The sequence below is a fragment of the Streptomyces sp. NPDC001933 genome (assembly GCF_042890955.1).
Classification (GTDB): Bacteria; Actinomycetota; Actinomycetes; order Streptomycetales; family Streptomycetaceae; genus Streptomyces.
This window is the reverse complement of the sequence record NZ_JBIASS010000005.1, coordinates 409,512-427,216: the sequence shown is the minus strand read 5'-3', so window position 1 is coordinate 427,216 and position 17,705 is coordinate 409,512. Positions and strand designations below refer to the sequence as shown.

The 17,705-nt window shown below is 71.0% G+C and carries 21 protein-coding genes and 1 pseudogene; 12 read left to right on the top strand and 10 right to left on the bottom strand.

The window, feature by feature from the left end:
- Window positions 1-24: 24 nt before the first annotated feature.
- Together ACFYY7_RS15815 and ACFYY7_RS15810 are read left to right on the top strand one after the other, a co-directional pair.
- Window positions 25-375, top strand: coding sequence for a winged helix-turn-helix transcriptional regulator (locus tag ACFYY7_RS15815; RefSeq protein WP_388661849.1), 351 nt, complete (start codon window positions 25-27; stop codon window positions 373-375).
- A gap of 188 nt (window positions 376-563) precedes the next feature.
- A complete protein-coding gene (locus ACFYY7_RS15810) occupies window positions 564-935 on the top strand; it encodes a VOC family protein (RefSeq protein WP_388661847.1) in 372 nt (123 codons plus the stop codon).
- Window positions 936-966: 31 nt separating this feature from the next.
- Here ACFYY7_RS15810 and ACFYY7_RS15805 read toward each other — a convergent pair whose 3' ends face one another.
- Window positions 967-1,356: a hypothetical protein gene (locus ACFYY7_RS15805; protein WP_388661845.1), complete on the bottom strand. Its 390-nt coding sequence runs from the start codon at window positions 1,354-1,356 to the stop codon at window positions 967-969.
- A 101-nt stretch (window positions 1,357-1,457) separates the two neighbouring features.
- Here ACFYY7_RS15805 and ACFYY7_RS15800 point away from each other — a divergent pair, with 101 nt between their 5' ends.
- Window positions 1,458-2,081 (top strand): TetR/AcrR family transcriptional regulator, encoded by a 624-nt coding sequence (locus tag ACFYY7_RS15800; protein WP_388662028.1) that lies wholly within the window; start codon window positions 1,458-1,460, stop codon window positions 2,079-2,081.
- A gap of 45 nt (window positions 2,082-2,126) precedes the next feature.
- Here ACFYY7_RS15800 and ACFYY7_RS15795 read toward each other — a convergent pair whose 3' ends face one another.
- From ACFYY7_RS15795 to ACFYY7_RS15785, 3 genes are all read right to left on the bottom strand, one after another.
- A complete protein-coding gene (locus tag ACFYY7_RS15795) occupies window positions 2,127-3,365 on the bottom strand; it encodes a hypothetical protein (RefSeq protein ID WP_388661843.1) in 1,239 nt (412 codons plus the stop codon).
- Window positions 3,366-3,389: 24 nt separating this feature from the next.
- On the bottom strand, window positions 3,390-4,469 hold the full coding sequence (locus tag ACFYY7_RS15790) for a protein phosphatase 2C domain-containing protein (RefSeq protein ID WP_388661841.1): 1,080 nt from the start codon (window positions 4,467-4,469) through the stop codon (window positions 3,390-3,392).
- Between the two features lie 241 nt (window positions 4,470-4,710).
- Window positions 4,711-5,403 carry a TetR/AcrR family transcriptional regulator gene (locus ACFYY7_RS15785; protein WP_388661839.1) on the bottom strand — a complete coding sequence of 231 codons (693 nt, stop codon included), beginning with the start codon at window positions 5,401-5,403 and terminating at the stop codon, window positions 4,711-4,713.
- A gap of 53 nt (window positions 5,404-5,456) precedes the next feature.
- Here ACFYY7_RS15785 and ACFYY7_RS15780 point away from each other — a divergent pair, with 53 nt between their 5' ends.
- The 4 genes from ACFYY7_RS15780 to ACFYY7_RS15765 all read left to right on the top strand — a co-directional run bounded on the left by ACFYY7_RS15780 (window position 5,457) and on the right by ACFYY7_RS15765 (window position 8,402).
- Window positions 5,457-6,575, top strand: a complete 1,119-nt coding sequence (locus ACFYY7_RS15780) for an FAD-dependent oxidoreductase (RefSeq protein WP_388661837.1) — start codon at window positions 5,457-5,459, stop codon at window positions 6,573-6,575.
- A gap of 200 nt (window positions 6,576-6,775) precedes the next feature.
- Window positions 6,776-7,234, top strand: a complete 459-nt coding sequence (locus ACFYY7_RS15775) for a helix-turn-helix transcriptional regulator (RefSeq protein WP_358941166.1) — start codon at window positions 6,776-6,778, stop codon at window positions 7,232-7,234.
- Between the two features lie 27 nt (window positions 7,235-7,261).
- On the top strand, window positions 7,262-7,900 hold the full coding sequence (locus ACFYY7_RS15770) for a hypothetical protein (protein WP_388661835.1): 639 nt from the start codon (window positions 7,262-7,264) through the stop codon (window positions 7,898-7,900).
- A gap of 160 nt (window positions 7,901-8,060) precedes the next feature.
- Window positions 8,061-8,402: a DUF2516 family protein gene (locus ACFYY7_RS15765; RefSeq protein WP_388661833.1), complete on the top strand. Its 342-nt coding sequence runs from the start codon at window positions 8,061-8,063 to the stop codon at window positions 8,400-8,402.
- On the opposite strand, the gene ACFYY7_RS15760 is transcribed toward ACFYY7_RS15765, so the two are convergent.
- The 3 genes from ACFYY7_RS15760 to ACFYY7_RS15750 all read right to left on the bottom strand — a co-directional run bounded on the left by ACFYY7_RS15760 (window position 8,384) and on the right by ACFYY7_RS15750 (window position 12,198).
- Window positions 8,384-9,733, bottom strand: coding sequence for a PP2C family protein-serine/threonine phosphatase (locus ACFYY7_RS15760; protein ID WP_388661831.1), 1,350 nt, complete (start codon window positions 9,731-9,733; stop codon window positions 8,384-8,386). The two genes, ACFYY7_RS15765 and ACFYY7_RS15760, sit on opposite strands and share 19 nt — an antisense overlap.
- Before the next feature lie 405 nt (window positions 9,734-10,138).
- Entirely contained in the window at window positions 10,139-11,215 is a 1,077-nt protein-coding gene (locus tag ACFYY7_RS15755; RefSeq protein ID WP_388661830.1) for a C40 family peptidase, read from the bottom strand.
- Between the two features lie 206 nt (window positions 11,216-11,421).
- Entirely contained in the window at window positions 11,422-12,198 is a 777-nt protein-coding gene (locus ACFYY7_RS15750) for a class I SAM-dependent methyltransferase (protein ID WP_388661828.1), read from the bottom strand.
- Window positions 12,199-12,424: 226 nt separating this feature from the next.
- On the opposite strand from ACFYY7_RS15750, the gene mshA reads away from it, so the two are divergent.
- The 3 genes and pseudogenes from mshA to ACFYY7_RS15735 form a co-directional block, all read left to right on the top strand.
- Complete coding sequence (gene mshA, locus ACFYY7_RS15745; protein WP_388661826.1) at window positions 12,425-13,777, top strand: D-inositol-3-phosphate glycosyltransferase; 1,353 nt, start codon at window positions 12,425-12,427, stop codon at window positions 13,775-13,777.
- Complete coding sequence (locus ACFYY7_RS15740) at window positions 13,770-14,336, top strand: YbjN domain-containing protein (protein WP_388661824.1); 567 nt, start codon at window positions 13,770-13,772, stop codon at window positions 14,334-14,336. Before mshA ends, ACFYY7_RS15740 begins: the two co-directional genes overlap by 8 nt.
- Window positions 14,337-14,398: 62 nt before the next feature.
- A pseudogene (locus tag ACFYY7_RS15735) lies at window positions 14,399-14,668 on the top strand (hypothetical protein); the annotation flags it as partial.
- 39 nt (window positions 14,669-14,707) lie between these two features.
- Here the strand turns inward: ACFYY7_RS15735 and ACFYY7_RS15730 are convergent.
- Window positions 14,708-15,718: a phosphotransferase family protein gene (locus ACFYY7_RS15730; protein ID WP_388661822.1), complete on the bottom strand. Its 1,011-nt coding sequence runs from the start codon at window positions 15,716-15,718 to the stop codon at window positions 14,708-14,710.
- Window positions 15,719-15,906: 188 nt separating this feature from the next.
- On the opposite strand from ACFYY7_RS15730, the gene ACFYY7_RS15725 reads away from it, so the two are divergent.
- Window positions 15,907-16,698 carry a hypothetical protein gene (locus ACFYY7_RS15725; protein ID WP_388661820.1) on the top strand — a complete coding sequence of 264 codons (792 nt, stop codon included), beginning with the start codon at window positions 15,907-15,909 and terminating at the stop codon, window positions 16,696-16,698.
- A gap of 112 nt (window positions 16,699-16,810) precedes the next feature.
- Window positions 16,811-17,152: an SCO0607 family lipoprotein gene (locus tag ACFYY7_RS15720; RefSeq protein WP_388661818.1), complete on the top strand. Its 342-nt coding sequence runs from the start codon at window positions 16,811-16,813 to the stop codon at window positions 17,150-17,152.
- Window positions 17,153-17,171: 19 nt separating this feature from the next.
- On the opposite strand, the gene ACFYY7_RS15715 is transcribed toward ACFYY7_RS15720, so the two are convergent.
- Window positions 17,172-17,414: a hypothetical protein gene (locus ACFYY7_RS15715; protein WP_189545666.1), complete on the bottom strand. Its 243-nt coding sequence runs from the start codon at window positions 17,412-17,414 to the stop codon at window positions 17,172-17,174.
- On the bottom strand, window positions 17,411-17,659 hold the full coding sequence (locus ACFYY7_RS15710) for a hypothetical protein (RefSeq protein WP_093540260.1): 249 nt from the start codon (window positions 17,657-17,659) through the stop codon (window positions 17,411-17,413). The genes ACFYY7_RS15715 and ACFYY7_RS15710 overlap by 4 nt, the downstream gene beginning before the upstream one ends.
- Window positions 17,660-17,705: the final 46 nt, after the last annotated feature.

Here is a 17,705-nt window from a genome sequence, read left to right as displayed (position 1 = left end):
TCAGTAGGAAAAATGGGGGCAGAAATGGTGCGCAGTCGTGCCCAGGACCCGAATGTGTGCGGGGTGACCGCGGCGGTCGCCGTGATCGACGGAAAGTGGAAGACGGCCCTGCTCTGGCTGCTGGAATCCGGCCCGCAGCGTCCGGGCGAGCTGCGTCGGCAGCTGCCGGGGCTCAGTGAGAAGGTGCTGACTCAGGCGCTCCGCGAGATGGAGGCCGACGAACTGGTGCACCGGGAGGTGTACGACGAGCTCCCGTTGCGGACCGAGTACTCCCTGACTGCGTTCGGCCGGGATCTCTCCGAGGCGCTGGCACCCCTCTCCGACTGGGGCCACCGCCGTCTGGAGAAGCTCACCGAGGACCGGCCGCCCTCCTGACTCATCGCCTCGCCTCCCCGCTTCCCGCCCGGATCGGGCCGCCCTCCGGCCGCCCCTCACCAGGTTCGCCCGGTTGCCGGCCGCCGCCAAGTACCCACAAAAAAGTGGCTACTGGAGGTGGTGCGGCGGGGCCTAGGGTGTGGTGTCCGTCGCGAAGGTCCGAAGTCCACAGGCCGGCCGGAGGCACCATGTCCCTGCAGATGAAGTTGGTCGCGATAACGCTCGACTGCCCAGATCCGCCGGCCCTGGCGGCGTTCTACCAGCAGGCCACCGGCCTCGAACCCCACCCGAAGTCGGACGCCGACTTCGCGGGTCTCAACCGTGCGGACGGACTCTTCATCGGCTTTCAGCGGGTCGACGACTACCGGGCTCCGTGCTGGCCCGACCAGGCCGTCCCCCAGCAACTTCACCTCTGTTTCGACGTCGCGGACCTGGACGAGGCCGAGGTGCGGCTGCTGGAGCTGGGCGCGGGCAAACCGGATCACCAGCCTCATGAGGCCGGCCGGGCGCGGGTTCTCACCGATCCGGCCGGTCACCCCTTCTGCATCTGCCAAGCCTGACCGGCGGGTTCGGCGGGGCCAGTCCGGCGGATCAGGGCCGGGCAGGCCTCAGCAGCGCGGCGAACGCGAGGGGTGCGGCCGTCTGGTACCCGATCCACACCTCACCCCCGGCGCGGTTTCCCTGCCACGCCAACAGGAGGCCGACGGCGGCCGTCAGCACCCAGCCGGTGTCGTAGGCGATCATGAGCCGCAGGTAGGTGCGCAACGGTCGCCGGCGCGCGTACCGGATCTCGATCCCACCGCCGACCAGCAGGGCCAGGCCGGATGCGGCCATCAGCCAGCCGGGCACGCCGAGCAGCCGGCCGAGCGGGGCGGCGCCGGCGATGCAGACGGCGGCGAGCAGCACCTTGAAGACGCCATCGGCGACGATCCCCACCGTCCAACGGGTCCACGGCGGTGTCGCGACCTGGGTCGTGAGCATGAGCGATCCTCCCCAAAACTCGTACCTCGTACCGGAGCTCGTGCCATACCTCGTACCGAGTGGTTCCGTAATGAGATTACGGTAATAATGAAACTATGAGAATGACGAGGGCGGAGGCCAAGGAGCGCAACCGCCGCGCCTTGCTGGATGCCGCGTTCCAGGTCGTCTCCCGGGACGGGTACCGCGCCAGGCTCGACGAGATCGCCGACCGGGCCGGCCTGACCACCGGGGCGATCTACTCGCTGTTCGGGAGCAAGAACGGCCTGGTGGTCGCCCTGGTCGCCGACCATCTGCGGCCGTACTACGAAGAGATCGAGCGGGCGGTGCCCGCTGAACTGGATCTGCTCGAAGCGGTCGACGCCTTCGCCCGGCACTACCGGCGCGGTTGTGACGCCCCGGACGCGCGGTCAGGCCTGTCGCTCCAGATCACCCTGCTGGACATGGCCCTGCACGACCCGGAGCTGGGGGCCCGGCTCGCCACGTCCGTCCGGTCGCAGGAGGAGCACCTGATCGCGCTGTTCGCCGGGCGGCCGTACGACGGGGGCGTCGTGACGCCGGATCAGGCGCAACGCCTGACCATCGCGCTCAGGGCGCTGTTCGTCGGCCTCGCCCAGGGCGTCGCCCTCGGCCTCGCCCCCGGTGCCGACGAGCAGTACTTCGCCGACACCGCCCGCGCTCTGGTGTCCGGCATGTCCCTCATCGATCACGACGCGGGCTCTACGTGACGACCTGTTCGTGACCACCCCCTCCACGAAGGCCACCGCAACTCCTCAGCCCAGCACGGGGTTTCCCAGGAGGTTCGCGTCCCCGCACGGCCATGGGCCTTCTGCCAGGAGGCCCAGCGGGCTGCGGAAGGCGAGAAGCTCACTGTCCAGTGACACGACGACACGGCCCTCGCCCAGCAGCAGGGTGCGGCCCATGACGTTCCGGCTGTCATCCATCGCGAACAACTCGTGCGAAACCAGATCCGCGTCGACGGCGAGGAGCTTGCCGTCACGCCAGAACACGGCGGTGCCCTCGCGGTCCATCGCGGGACAGGAGGTGTAATAGCCCGTCAGCGCGGGTCCGTCCACGAGTGTGTTGTCCGGCGCGAGCCGCCGGAACCGCGACCTGGACGGCAGGCGGTTCTCCAGCTCGGGCCCGCAGATGGTGCCCCGGCCGTCAACGAGCATCGCGCCATGACTGGCCCACCGGGCTGTTGTGCTGCCGTCGCGGTCGTAGCGGCCTGTGGTGAACTCCCCGTATCCCTGGGACCCGATCAAGAATTCGCCCGGACCCGCTATCGCCTTCCGGCCCGAGGGGGCGGGTGCGGTGGCCGAGACGATCGCGCCACCGGCCAGGTCCAGGAAGAAGGTCCTCCCGAGCCCGCCACGGGCGTCGACGAAACTGGCCGCGACCCTGTCGCCCGCTACCAGCAACGGCTCCCAGTGGTCGACATCCACCTCTTCCGGCACCCAGGGCCGAAGCGGGCGAACCTCCCAGCCGGTCCCCACGCCCATCCCCGTAACGCCCGGATGGGATATGGCGCCGAACACGATCGGCGTCGACCACACGCAGTTCCCCTCCCACGTGTACCTGGCGACGCGAGGGCGAGGCCGGGGAAGGGCAGGCCGTCCGTCCTGCGGCATCCGCAGCAGGGGGGACGTACCGGCCCAGGCGATGCAGAACCCGTCGTCGAGCAGGACGAACGCGCCGATCTCCTCGCCGGCCTCGCACTCCGGGACGACGGTCCGGTCCGTGGATCCGTCCGGGAGCACGCCCTCCAGGGCTTGGCCGGCCCGATCCGGGTACGCGACCCAGAGCGTGCCGTCCGCCGACAGGCGGGTCCGCGGTCGTCCCGTCCCGGCGTACGTCCGCCGCCAGGCCACCGAGCCCGCGGAGTCGACCATCGTCACGATCGTCTCCAGCGGGCTCGTCCCGTAGCCGGTCACGTACAGCGGACCGGACGCGTCCTGTGCGGCCACGGACCGGACCTGGCCCGGCATGGTGATGCGTGACGAGAGAGTCATGCGTCCGCATCCTGCCGTACGCTCCTACTGCTGGAGCTCCACGATGTCGGCGACGACGCAGCTGACGTTGTCGGGGCCGCCGGATCCGTTGGCGAGGGCGATGAGTTCGCGGACCGCCCGCTCGGGCTCCGGGACCTCACTGAGCACCCGGCGGATCTCCTCGCTCCGCACGACGGCCGACAGGCCGTCGGAGCAGAGCAGGTACCGGTCTCCCCGCCGGGCGTCGTGGAGGCGCATGTCGGGGGTGCCGTCGGCTCCTTGGCCCAGGGCCCGTATCAGCAGCGACCGCTGGGGGTGGGAGACGGCCTCTTCCGCGCTGACGCGTCCCTCGTCGACCATCGACTGCACCAGGGTGTGGTCGTGGGTGATCTGGAACAGCTCTCCGTCCCGCAGGAGGTGGGCGCGGGAGTCGCCGATGTGGACGAGGGCCAGTTGCGATCCGGTCCAGAGCATCGCGGTGAGCGTGGTGCCGGCCTCCTCGGGCGACGAGCCGGGCCCGGAGACGCCGTTGACGGCCTGTTTGGCCTGCTCGACGGCGTCTTCGAGGACGTTGAGGAGATCGCCCGCCGGAACGCTGCCGGTCTCCAGGTGCTTGAGCGCGTCGACGGCGGCCGCGCTGGCCGGGGCTCCCGTGCTGCCGTAGCCGTCGGCGACGGCGAGCAGACGGGACCCGGCGTAGGCGGTGTCCTGGTTGCTCTCGCGGACGAGGCCCGTGTCGGACAGAGCGGCGTAACGGATCCCCAGCGGGCTGGTGGTCGAGGACATGGCGGGGTCCTTCCAGGAAAGGTGGTCGATGAGGAAGGAAGCGAGGTCCCGCCGGGCGGCGGTGTCGGCCTCGACCTGCGCCCAGAACGCGCGGATCTCCTGCGCCGCCGCGGCCGGCTCCAGCGTGCGGACCTGCCGTATACGGGCCAGGGGCATCCCCAGGCGCCGGAGCCAGGCGACCAGTCGGGCCTGCTCCAGCAGTTCCGGTGCGTAGAGGCGGTAGCCGGTCACCGGGTCGACGCGGGTGGGGGCCAGCAGACCGAGCTCGTCGTAGAGACGCAGCGCCTTCGGCGACAGCCGGGACGCCTTCGCGAACGCCCCGATGGTCAGCAGTTCCATGCCCGCTCTCCTCCTCGTACCGGGCACGTCGCCCGGCACCACCGATGCTGTGGCTTCCCCCAAGGTGAAGGTCAACCGGTGTCCCGCGCCGGTCGGTGAACTGTCGGTCGAGAAACAGTCAGGATCGGTATTGATGGCGAGACCGGCGTCGAGCCCGTGAACGCACCGTCGTCGGGTGACCGGGCTGTGAAGGCGTTCGCCCCGGCGGCCGACCTCACTCACATTCGGCGGGAGCCGGGCGTCACGCCGGCGGCCGGGTGAGTTTGGCGGCCACGGCGTCGAGGACCCAGTCCAGGCCGGTCGCGAAGGATGCCTCGGCGTCCACGTCCGTGCCGTCGTACACGGCCTTGGCCAGCGCCGGGAAGCGGCCGGTGGCCAGCATTCTCGTCAGATGCGGGCCGGAGGCCCGCTGCCAGTCGTGCTTGGACAGGCCCGTGGCGCGCTCGGCCCGCAGGTTCGTGATCTCGCGCCTGATCGCGCCGATGAAGTAGGCGCTGACAGTCTCCACGGCGCGCATGACGGTGTCGATGTCCGCGAGGCCGTCGAAGGCGGCCAGCGTGGCCTCGGTGACGGCGAGGCGGTTCGGACCCAGGGCCGGGCGACCGCCGAGGAGGTCGGCCAGCCATTCGTGACGGAGGGCGGCCTGCCTGGTGCGCCGGGCGAGGTCGCGCAACGCCTCCCGCCAGTCACCGGGCGGCTCCTCGGCGCGGATCTCGGCGTGGACCTCGTCCACCATGAGGTCGAACAGCTCCTCCTTGGTGGAGATGTATCTGTACAGGCGCATGGGGCCGGCGTCCAGGCGGGCGGCGATCTTGCGCAAGGACACCGCCTCCAGCCCGCCCTCGTCGGCCAGAGCGATGGCGGCGGCGACGATCCGCTCCCGGTCGAGCGGCACGGGTTGAGTCGGCGGCTCCGGCCGGTCCCACACAGTCATGGCGACATCGTACCGTTCCGATACATCGTACTGACCTAATACAGTGTATCGACATGAGACGTCGCATCGCAGTGGTCGGGAGCGGTCCTGCCGGCCTTACCTTCGCCCGTGTCCTGCACCGTCATAGCTACCCCGTCGCCGTCCTCGAACGCGATCCCGCCCCCGACGCCCGCCCCCCGGGCGGCGCGCTGGACCTGCGCGAAGGGCTGGGTCAGCTCGCACTGGACAAGGCGGGGCTGCTGGCGGAGTTCCAGGCGCTGTCCCGTCCCGAGGGGCAGGCCATGCGCATCCTGGACGTGGACGGGACCGTCCTGCGCGACTGGCGACCCCGTCCGGATGAGCAGGCCAACCCCGAGATCGACCGGGGGCAACTCCGTGACCTGCTGCTCGGCCCTCTCGACGTCCGGTGGGGGCGGAGCGTGACGCAGGTGGTGCCGGGAACCCGGGATGGCGTACTGGTCCATTTCGCGGACGGGCGACAGGAAGCGTTCGACCTAGTGGTCGGCGCGGACGGCGCCTGGTCCCGGACCCGCCCGGCAGTCTCGTCGGTGACGCCGCACTACACCGGCGTCACCTCGGTCGAGGCCTCCCTGGACGACGTCGACGCCCGCCACCCTGACCTCGCCCGGTTGGTCGGCGACGGTTCCGTGGCTGTGTACGGCGTGAACCGGGCTCTCGTCGCCCAGCGCAACAGCGGTGGCCACGTCAAGGTGTACGTCCAGTTCCGCGCGCCGCTGGACTGGCACACGAACCTGGACCTGGCCGACGTCGAGGTCGCGCGATCGAGCCTGCTGGCTCTGTTCGACGGCTGGGCCGCTCCTGTCCTCGACCTCCTCCGCCGCAGCACCGCCTTCGTCCACCGCCCCCTCTACGCCCTGCCCGTGTCCCACACCTGGACCCACGTCTTCGGGGTGACGCTGCTGGGCGACGCCGCCCATCTGATGCCCCCGTTGGGGGCGGGCGCGAACCTCGCGATGCTGGAGGGCGCCGAACTCGCCGAGTCCATCGCCACCGGCCCCGGAGATCTGGACGAGATCGTCCGCGCCTTCGAGGAGCGGATGTGGGTACGGGCCGGCAGGTGGGCGAAGATCACGACGGCCGGTCTGGAGCGCCTCGTGAGCCCGGACCCCTCCGAAGCCCTCGCACTCTTCGATCAAGTCCAGCCATCCTGACTGCCGAGCGCCGGAGCGCCGGCACCAACAGGTCGCCACGGCTTCACGGGACAGTGCGGCACCGCCGCGGTCCCTTCCGGCAGAGCGACCGTCAACGGACAACCCTCCCGGTTTCACGGGGCGGGGCCGGACGAGTGGTTTGGCGCACTTTTGCAAGCGGCTGCTTGCAAAAGTTAGCAAGGGTGGCGCACCATCGGGATATGGCATCCCTCAACGTCGGCAGTCTCGGTGAGTACCTGCGTGAGCAGCGGCGCAACGCGCAGCTGTCGCTGCGGCAGCTCGCCGATGCCGCCGGGGTGTCCAATCCCTACCTCAGCCAGATCGAGCGCGGGCTGCGCAAGCCGAGCGCCGAGGTGTTGCAGCAGGTTGCCAAGGCGCTGCGGATCTCCGCCGAGACCCTTTACGTACGGGCCGGGATTCTGGACGAGCGGGAGCGGGAGGAGCTGGAGACGCGGGCGGTGATTCTGGCCGATCCGTCCATAAACGAGCGGCAGAAGAGTGTTCTGCTGCAGATCTACGACTCCTTCCGCAAGGAGAACGGGTTCGAGCCCGGACCGGAATCCGGCGTCGCCGCCGGATCGGAGACCGGCGACGAGTCAGCGCCCTCCGCGCATTCAAAGCCTGAGAAACCCTCACAGCCCGAGAAACCCTCACACTGAGTCTGATGATCCGGGAGGACCACAGTCATGGCCATCACCGATGACCTGCGCAAGACCCTCACCGACCCGACCCCCCTCTACTTCGCCGCAGGTACGGCCGATCTCGCCGTCGAGCAGGCGCGCAAGGTCCCGGCGCTGATCGAGCAGCTGCGTGCCGAGGCGCCGGAGCGTATCGAGGCCGTGCGCAACACCGACCCCAAGGTCGTGCAGGAGAAGGTGGCCTCGCAGGCCAAGGAGGCGCAGGCCACCGTGCAGGCCAAGGTCACCGAGGTGATCGGGTCGTTCGACAGCGACCTGCGGAAGCTGGGCGAGAGCGCGCAGGACCTGGCGCTGCGGAGCCTGGGCGTGGCCGCGGAGTACGCGGTGCGGGCCCGGGAGACGTACGAGAAGGTCGCCGAGCGCGGCGAGCAGACCGTGAGGCACTGGCGGGGCGAGACGGCCGAGGAGATCGTCGAGATCGCCGTCGTCGTCGAGCCGCGCAAGGAGTCCAAGCCGACGGGCGCCGCGAGGACCACGCCGGTCGCCAAGCCCGGTCCCGCGAAGCCCGCGCCGAGGCCCGCGCCGAAGGCCGTCAGGCCGGAGAGCAAGGCCCCGGCCGCGCCCGCCAAGAAGGCGCCCGTGCGCAAGCCCGTCGCGAAGAAGACGACTCCGCCGAGCGCGAAGTAGCGGAGCGCGGGGATCCCTGCCCGTGTCACGGCACCTTTGGCGGTGCTGTGGCGCCGAGGTGTGTGGCGGGGTGCGGGCCGGGCATCATCAGGGGTGCCCGGCCCGTTGTCCCGGTACCTTGGCCGCGAGGCGCTCATCCATTTATTAGGCGGTGCACACCATGTTGCTCACAGGCTTCAGCACATTCGTCCTGCTGCTCTACGTGGCCATGATGGTGCTGGCGGTGGTCGCGCTGGTCATGGCCGCGATGGCCCGTGAGGACGCCTACCCGGCCGCGGACAAGCAGAAGAAGTCCTTTTGGCTGATCATTCTCGGCATCGCTGTCGCCGTGAACCTGTTGAGCCTCTACATGTCGGTGCTGTTCCTGCAGCTCGCGGGCGTGGTCGCGTCCATCGTCTTCCTGGTGGACGTGCGGCCCGCGCTGCGGGCGGTCTCGGGCGGAGGCCGGCGTGGCGGATCCAGCAGCGACGGGCCGTACGGGCCCTACAACGGCGGGCGCTGAGCGTTCACGGGGTTCGCGTTGCGGGGCCGGGGGATGCTCCGGCCCCGTCCGCTGTCCGGGGTCCGGCGGCGGACGCTCTCCTGGTCGCGGTCGAGCAGGAGGACCGCGACGTCGTCGGTCAGTTCGCCGCCGTTCAGCTCCCGCACCTGGGCGACCGCGGCCTCCAGGAGGTCCTCGCCGGTGAGCCCCTGCGCCAGCTGCTGGTTGATCATCGCGACCATGCCGTCCTGGCCCAGCCGCTGAGTGCCGACCGGGCCCACGCGCCCCTCGATCAGCCCGTCCGTGTACATCATCAGGCTCCAGGTGGAGCCGAGATCCACGTGCCGGCGCGGCCAGCGTGCGCGCGGCAGCAGCCCCAGGGCCGGGCCGCCGTCCTCGTACGGGAGCAGGCGCGCGGCCTGTCCCTGCCGGGCGATCAGCGGGGCGGGGTGGCCGGCCAGGCAGAGTCCGGCGCGCCGGCCGTCGGGGGCGATGTCGACGGTGCAGAGCGTCGCGAAGATCTCCTCGCTCTCCCGCTCGTGCTCCAGGACCTGCTGGAGGGTGGAGAGCAGTTCGTCGCCGCAGAGCCCGGCCAGGGTCAACGCCCGCCACGCGATGCGCAGTTCCACGCCGAGCGCCGCCTCGTCGGGGCCGTGCCCGCAGACGTCGCCGATCATCGCGTGGACGGTGCCGTCGGGCGTACGGACCGTGTCGTAGAAGTCCCCGCCGAGCAGCGCGCGGCTGCGGCCGGGGCGGTAGCGGGCCGCGAAGCGCAGATCGGAGCCTTCGAGCAGCGGTGTCGGGAGCAGGCCGCGTTCGAGGCGGGCGTTCTCCTGGGCGCGCAGCGTGGACTCGGTGAGCCGGCGCTGGGCGATGTCGGCGCGCTTGCGCTCGACGGCGTAGCGGATGGCGCGGCTGAGCAGCCGGCCGTCGAGTTCGTCGCGGAAGAGGTAGTCCTGGGCGCCGACCCGTACCGCCTCGGCGGCCAGCGCGGTGTCGTCCTGTGCCGTGAGGGCGAGGACGGCGTGGCGCGGGGCGATCCGCAGGACGTGTTCGAGGGTGGCGAGCCCGTCGGGTCCGGCCGTGTCACCGGCCCCGGAGGCGCGGGTCTCGCTGCCGGTGGGCAGGGCCAGGTCCAGCAGTATGCAGTCGACGTCGTCCGTGAGGAGCCGGCCCGCCTCGGTCAGGTTGCGGGCGGTGCGGATACGCACCTTCGTGCCGGCCGCGGCCGGGAGCTCGGGGACGGTGAAGGTGCCCGCCGGGTCGTCCTCGATCACCAGGAGCGTGAGGACGGCGTCGTGGGAGGCCTCCGCAGCGTCATCGGAACGTTGCTGCGGTACGGGTACGGGCATCGGTTCGGGTTTCCTTCCCTCCCCCCGAGGGCGCGGCGGACCGACGATCGACGATCCGCCAGACGGGGACGATAGCGGGCTGTGGCGGTGGAACGGAATGGCGTTCCGCGATTGGCCTCCGGCATATGCACAGCCATAAGCCGCGTCAGGTCACGGATCCGGCGAGATGTGCCGGGCCCGGGGTGGGTATCGGGACATGACAAAGGTCACGCGGGCGGTGGGCTGCGGGTGGCGCGGGTCACGCCCGTGCGGGCACGGGCGATCCGGGCCGCTCGCGCGAAGGCGCGGGGCACCTCCGCGGAGGCGCCCCGGCGCTCCGGACGGCGCCTCGGTGGACGCGGCGTGGAGCCCCCCGCGCGGATGCCGCGTGGTTGCCGGGCAGCTGCCGCGCGGAGGGGTGAGCGCCTACTTGTCCGGGCGTACGACCCCGAGTATCTGCATCGAGCCCGCGCCCGCCAGCGTGACGTTGCGGCCGGGGCGGGGGGCGTGGACGATCGCGCCGTCGCCGATGTACATGCCCACGTGACTGGCGTCACTGTGGTAGATGATCAGGTCGCCGGGGCGCATGTCCTTGATCGCTATGTGCGGCAGCAGCCGCCACTGCTCCTGCGAGGTGCGGGGGATCGGCCGGCCCGCCGCCAGCCAGGCCTGGGACGTGAGCCCCGAGCAGTCGTACGACTTGGGGCCCTCGGCGCCCCAGACGTACGGCTTGCCGATCTGGTCGGTCGCGAAGGCCACCGCCTTCTTGCCGCGCGCGCTCGCCTCGCGGTTGATTTCCTTGAGGGCGCCGGAGCTGAGCCAGGCCGTCTGCTGCTTGTACTCGGCCTCCTGCTCCAGCTTGAGCAGGCGGGCCCGCTCCTCCTTCTTGAGCTGTGACTCCAGCTTCTTCGCCGCGGCGATCTGCGCGTTGATCTTCTTCTTGGCCTTGGCCTGCTTGACCCGGTTGGCTTCGAGCTTCTTCCAGTTGGTGCTCGCGTCCTTGGTGTACGTCTCCAGGTCCTGCTGGGTCCTGGTCAGTTCGCCGAGCACGCCCTGGGCGGCCTGCTGGCCCTCCCTGACCCGGCTCACCCCGTCCAGGAACAGCTGCGGGTCGTCGCTGAGCATGAACTGGGCGCCGGGCGGCAGCCCTCCGGTGCGGTACTGCTCGCGGGCCTGGGCGCCCGCCTGGCTCTTGAGCTCGGCGATCTTCGACTGGCCCACCACTATGGCGCGGGCCAGCTTCACGATCTCGCCGGACTGCTTCTCGGCCTTCTCCTCGGCGAGGTTGTACGCGTCGGTGGCCGCCCCCGCCTTGCGGTAGAGGGCGTCGATCTCCTTGCGCACCTCTTCGAGGCTCTTCTTCGGCGCCCCGGAACCGGAATCGGAGCCGGAATCGGAGGAGGACGGTGGCACGGGCTTGGCGAAGGCCTGGACCGGCGTGATGAGCACGGACAGCGCGCAGACCAGAGTGATCGCGGCTGAGGCACAGTGACGTCGGTTCACGAGATCCCCCCGAATGAATCTGATTTACCGTCAGTAACTTTTCGCCGATGTCGAGATCGTGCCATGCCGTACCGAAAAGCAACAGAGGCGCACGGTCGCAGTCCTGACGGTCGCTCTCCCCTCTCTCTGGACGAACGATGCCCCGTCCGCGTTCCCGTCCGCCTCCCCGGATCCGGCCCCGCCGCGTCCGTTCAGCGGGAGTCGGGTCATGGGTTGGGCTGCAGGGCGGCCCATTTCACCGTGACTTCGCCCTGGCGCCACCGCCGTACCCCGTCGGCCAGCGGCCAGTCGCCGGACAGCGACCGCACCGCCGTGATCCAGCGCTGCCGGGCACCCAGCGAGGCGTACGGGGCCGCCGCGGCCCACGCCCGGTCGAAGTCCCGCAGGAACGCGTGGACCGGTTCGCCCGGCACATTGCGGTGGATCAGGGCCTTGGGCAGGCGCTCCGCCAGGTCGGAGGGGCGGTCCAGGGAGGCGAGCCGGGTCGCGAACGTGACCGTGCGCGGCCCCTCCGGGCCGAGCGCCACCCACACGTGCCGGCGCCCGATCTCGTCGCAGGTGCCCTCCACCAGGAGCCCGTCCGGCGCGAGACGGGCGCACAGCCGGCGCCAGACCGCGGCGACCTCGCCCTCGTCGTACTGGCGCAGCACGTTCGCCGCCCGGATCAGGTCGGGGCGCTCGGGGAGCGGGATCTCGAAGCCGCCGTGCAGGAAGGTCAGGCCCTCGCGTTCGTACGGCTTCGCCGCCGCGACCCGCTCCGGATCGATCTCGACGCCGACCACGGCCGTGCGCGGCTCGGCGGTGCGCAGCCGGTGCAGCAGTTCGACGGCGGTCCAGGGCGCGGCGCCGTACCCGAGGTCGACGGCGACGGGGTGGGCGGCGCGGCGCAGGGCCGGGCCGTGGGTGGCGGCGATCCAGCGGTCCATGCGGCGGAGCCGGTTCGGGTTGGTGGTCCCGCGGGTCGCGGTGCCGATGGGGCGCATGAAGCGAGCGTAACGATCTCGCGGGGGGCGGCAGGCGGCGCGGGGGTCGGTCCGGTGGCGGTCCGGCGGGCGGGTGGCGCGCGCCGGTGCACGCGCCCCGGGTGCGACGCACGCACCGTAATGATTTGGTAAAGCGGAAATGAAAGGAGAGATTCCGCTGTTGCAGCCGTTCGCAGGGGCTCGGGTCCCTCAGCCGCCATGCCCTGAGTGAGGAGGACCGGACGACGTGAGCCAGTACGTCTCCCGGCTCGGCAGCAGCCGGGTCGCGCCGCGCCTCAGGTTCCCCGCCGCGTTCCCCGGCGGCCACCGCAAACCCCGCCGCATCGCGATGCTCTCCGTGCACACCTCGCCGCTGCACCAGCCGGGCACCGGCGACGCGGGCGGCATGAACGTCTACATCGTGGAGCTGGCCAGGCGGCTCGCCGAGATCGGCGTCGAGGTCGAGATCTTCACCCGGTCCACCACCGGCGGGCTGCCCCCGGTGGTCGAACTGGCCCCCGGCGTCCTGGTCCGGCACGTCGACGCCGGACCGTACGAGGGGCTGGCCAAGGAGGAGCTGCCCGCCCAGCTCTGCGCCTTCACGCACGGCGTGATGCAGGCGTGGGCCGGTCAGCGCCCCGGCTACTACGACCTCGTCCACTCCCACTACTGGCTCTCCGGCCATGTCGGCTGGCTCGCCGCCCAGCGCTGGGGCGTCCCGCTCGTCCACGCCATGCACACCATGGCGAAGGTCAAGAACGCGGCGCTCGCGGAGGGCGACACCCCCGAGCCGGCGGCCCGCGTCATCGGTGAGACCCAGATCGTCAGCGCCGCCGACCGGCTGATCGCCAACACCACCGAGGAGGCGGACGAGCTGGTCCGCTTCTACGACGCCGATCCCGGGTCCGTCGCCGTCGTCCATCCCGGGGTCAACCTGGACCGCTTCAGCCCCGCCGACGGGCGGGCCGCGGCACGGGCGCGCCTCGGGCTGCCCAGGGACGCCCTGATCCCGCTCTTCGCGGGGCGCATCCAGCCGCTGAAGGCCCCGGACGTGCTGTTGCGGGCGGTCGCCGTCCTGCTGGACCGCGATCCCACGCTGCGCTCCCGGATGGTCGTACCGGTCGTCGGCGGCCCGAGCGGCAGCGGCCTCGCCAAGCCGGAGGGGCTGCAGAAGCTGGCGGCGCGGCTGGGCATCGCCGATGTCGTACGGTTCCAGCCGCCGGTCGGCCAGGAGCAGCTCGCCGACTGGTTCCGGGCCGCCTCCGTGCTGGTCATGCCCTCGCACAGCGAGTCCTTCGGCCTGGTCGCCATAGAGGCGCAGGCGGCGGGCACCCCCGTCGTCGCGGCGGCCGTGGGCGGTCTCCCGGTGGCGGTACGGGACGGGGTCAGCGGCTTCCTGATACCCGGGCACGACCCGCAGGCGTACGCGCAGGCGCTGGCCCGGTTCGCCGAAGCGCCGGAACTGGTCGCCCGGATGGGCGCCGCGGCCGCCGCGCACGCCCAGGGCTTCGGCTGGGACACCGCCGCGTCCGCGACGGCCGACGTCTACACGGCCGCGATGCACGAACACCGCCGTCGCGTACGCTCGCACCATGGCTGACGCACCCGACGACGCACCCGATGGAGCGGAACCGGCCCGAGCGGCGACGGCACCGGCCGAAGCGGCTACGGCGCGGGCCGCGCAGGTCATCGAGGCGACGCTGAAGGACGCCGGGCTCGAATGGGAGAGCCCCGTGCCGGGCGATTACGTGGTCAAGCTGCCCGGTACGCGCAAGCTGTCCACCACCTGCTCGCTGCGGGTGGGCAGGCACTCGCTCTCCCTCAACGCCTTCGTCGTCCGCCACCCGGACGAGAACGACGCCGCGGTCCACCGCTGGCTGCTGGAGCGCAACCTCCGCCTCTTCGGCGTGAGTTACGCGATCGACGGGCTCGGCGACATCTATCTGGTCGGCAAGCTGCCGCTCTCCGTGGTCACCCCACAGGAGCTGGACCGGCTGCTCGGCACGGTCCTCGAAGCGGCCGACGGTTCCTTCAACACCCTGCTGGAGCTGGGTTTCGCGAGCGCGATCCGCAAGGAGTACGAGTGGCGGGTGTCGCGCGGCGAATCGACGCGGAACCTGGACGCGTTCACTCATCTGACCCAGCGCCCGGCCGGATGACCCGGGGGCCGGGCTCCGGCCCCCGGCTCCAACTGGCCTGCTCCGCCTGAAGATCCCCACCGCACACGCCTGAAGCGAGTGCCGGGCCTCTCTTCGGCGCCCGCTTCACGCACTGGAACATCCGGGTCACCAACGGCCGGGCGGGCCTGATGCGGATCGACGGACTCGCCCCGTACAGCGCGACGGTCGGCATCAGCGAGGTGAAGGAGTTCGACCAGATCGACGTCCCCGGCTTCACCGGCGACCTGCACACCCGGCTGGAGGCGTACGGCACCCCGGAGGCGCTGTGGCCGCCCAATCCGTACGAGGCGCAGCGGGCCCTGGACGGCTGAGGAACGACTCGGGCAAAGGGGGGTGGCGCCGTGGCTCGCTCAGTCCCCGGTCCGCAGCGCCGACTCCACGTCCGCCAGGGCCGATTCGAGCTGCGGGGCGACATGCGTCCACGCCCAGTCCAGGTCCGCCCGGGGAGCGCGGCGCGGAACGGTCTCCACCAGCATGATCAGGTAGAGATAGCAGCGGTAGAGCGCGAGCCGCAGCCGCACCGACGCGTCGAACACCACCGGCCGCCCGCTGCCCTCCGCGTAGCCGGCGAGGAAGTCCTCGTCCTTCTCCATGTCCTCGAACAGGGCGAGCGATACGAAGTCGGCGACCGGGTCGCCCCAGAACATCCGCTCGCCGTCCACGATCCCGCCGATGCTCCGCGCCCCCGGCCCGCCGTCGACGAGGAGGTTGCCCTGCCACAGGTCGAAGTGGACCAGGGCGGGCCGTGCGACGTCGTCGAGCACCGGCGACGCGGCGGCGAGCAGGGCACGGATCGCGGACGTCGGACGCGGCAGCCGGGCCCGGTAGGTGTCCGCGTCGGCGAGGACGGCGTCGGTCATCGTGGTGAACGCCTGTCGCCAGGTCGGGGCCAACGGGCCCAGGGCCAGGGAGGGATACCCGAATCCGTCCGGGCGGGTGACCTCGTGCAGCCGGGCGACGATCCGCCCGAGGTCACCGCGGAGCCGGCGCTCCTCCGCAGTGGACAGCGAGCCGGGAGCGAACTCGCTCCAGGGGCGGCCCGGACAGGCTGACATGATCACGTACGGGCCGGTGGGGGCGGCCGGGTCGAGCTCGCTGTGCAGGACGCGGGGGACCGGAGCCGAGCCGTCCGCCAAGGCGTGGAACGTGGCCTCGTTGACCAGCAGATCGCGCTCGTAGCCCATCAGCGTTCCGGGTGTCGCGGGTGGCGGTATCTTCACCACCCAGTCGCTGCCGTCCGTGAGCGTCACCCGGGAGACCGTGTTGAACGTTCCTCCGGCGAGCGGTTCGCACGCGGCGATCCGGTCCTCCGTCAGGCCGACGGAGCGGAGGACGGTATGGGTTGTTCCCTCAGCCTGCATGGGTTGATCGCACCTCTGTGTCGGATTCCGGTTCCGGTGTGAACTCGCCTCGTGGGACGACGCATTCACAGGATGATCACAGCGCCGTCACGATCAGATCCCGTGCCCGACTTGATTGATCATCAAACCATTTTTCGCTCATAGAGTGAGCAAAACCGAACACCCTGCTCATAGAGACGGACTGGACCATGCGTTCCACCGCCATACGCCGTACCGCTGTTGCCGCCACCGCGGTGTCCCTGGCCCTGTTCGCCACCGCATGCGGCGGCTCGGACTCCGGTTCCGGCGACAAGGGGGCGGACGCCAAGGCCAAGGAGTCCGCGTCCGCCGCGCCCGCGGTCAAGGCGCTGAGCGCCGCCGAGCTGGAGAAGGCCGCGCTGGCCCAGGGCGACGTCAAGGAGCACGAGATCTCCAAGGCCGCGGCCAAGGACACGATCTCCGTCGACGACATCAAGACCGATAAGGAGGTCTGCGCCCCGCTCACCAACGCGCTGATGGGCGCGCAGGTCGGCGAACCGGCCGCGTTCACCAAGCGCACGGTCGTCAGCAAGCCGAAGAAGGGCGACCTGGCGAAGCAGGACGGCGGGGACGCCGAGGATGCGTTCAAGGCGGCGTTCGACATCACGACGACGCAGCTGGCTCTCGGCTCGTACGACGGCAAGGGCGCGCAGGAGTCGGTGGCCGCGCTGCGCACCGCTGCCACGGAGTGCGCCGGCGGCTTCGGGTTCACGGCGGCCGGTGAGAAGCAGAAGGTCACCAAGATCACCGAGGAGCAGGTCAAGGGCGGCGAGGAGGCGGCGGCCTGGACCGTGCAGCTGGAACAGGACGGGGAGAAGGCCGAGCTCAAGCTCGTGGCCATGCGCCAGGGCGCCTCGTTCGCCTCGTTCTCCTCGATGAACATGGCCGTGCTCGCCGGTGAGGTCGAGGACTTCGAGCTGCCGACCGCGGTGGTCGAGGCGCAGGCCGCGAAGCTGGCGTAGCGGCCCGGGGCGGACGAGTACGTGCTGCCCCACGCGTGAGTATTCGTACTCATGATCTGTGTTTCGCGCCCCGGGCAGGCTGGTAGTACCAGTCCGGCAACGAGGAGCGAACATGTACGGGATCAGCAGATTCGGCCGGGTGGCGTCCGCGAGGAGCGGGCGCCGCCTGAGCCGCTCAGCAGCCGGGCTCGCCCTGGCCGCCGCTACCGTGGCGGCGCTGACCACGGGCTGCTCGATGCAGGACGCGATCTGCGGCGGCGGCGAGTACCCGGTCATGACGATCGGGGGCACCGGATCGGCCTGCGTGCCCGACGACGAGGATCCGCCGAAGGGGTACGTCCGGTACCCGAAGGGCAAGGTCCCCGAGCACGTGGACGACAAGTGGGACGTGTACTGGCGGACCCACAGCGTGGACAAGGACGGCCGGATCGTCGAAGTCCCGGCCGGTTCCTAGGAGTCGGGCCGCCATCGGTTCAGGGCAGCGGGACGAGCCTCACCACGGTGACGATCAGGACGGTCCCGGAGACGTAATAGAGCACGATCGCCCCGGCGACCGTCGCCTCGCGGCGGTCGCGCTCGCTCTTGACGGCCGACGACCCGTGTCCGTACGGGTCGAGGCCCAGGGTGCGTGCCATCTCGGCGCGGAAGGTCTCCCCGTCGCGCATCTTGGCCAGGGAGTCGTCGGCGGGCGGTGCGTAGGAGATGCGGTAGCTCAAGCGACGCTCCGCCTCTCGGCCTCGTCCTGCGCCAGCCGGTCCAGGATCCGCTCGGCCTCCGGATCGGGTACGGCCTCCAGCATCCAGTGCCGCATCACGGCCTGGATCTCGTGCACACCCGCCTCGTTGATGGCGCGGTCGAACTCCGCGCGTCTCTCCTCGGGCAGCGTGGCGCGGATGGCCGGAATGCTGTTGGGCACGTCGACCTCGGCACCGCCGACGAAGGTTTTCAGGGGCTCGCCCATGGTTGCTCTCCCCTCTCTCCTTGCTTCCTCCGCACGGCCTGTTCGG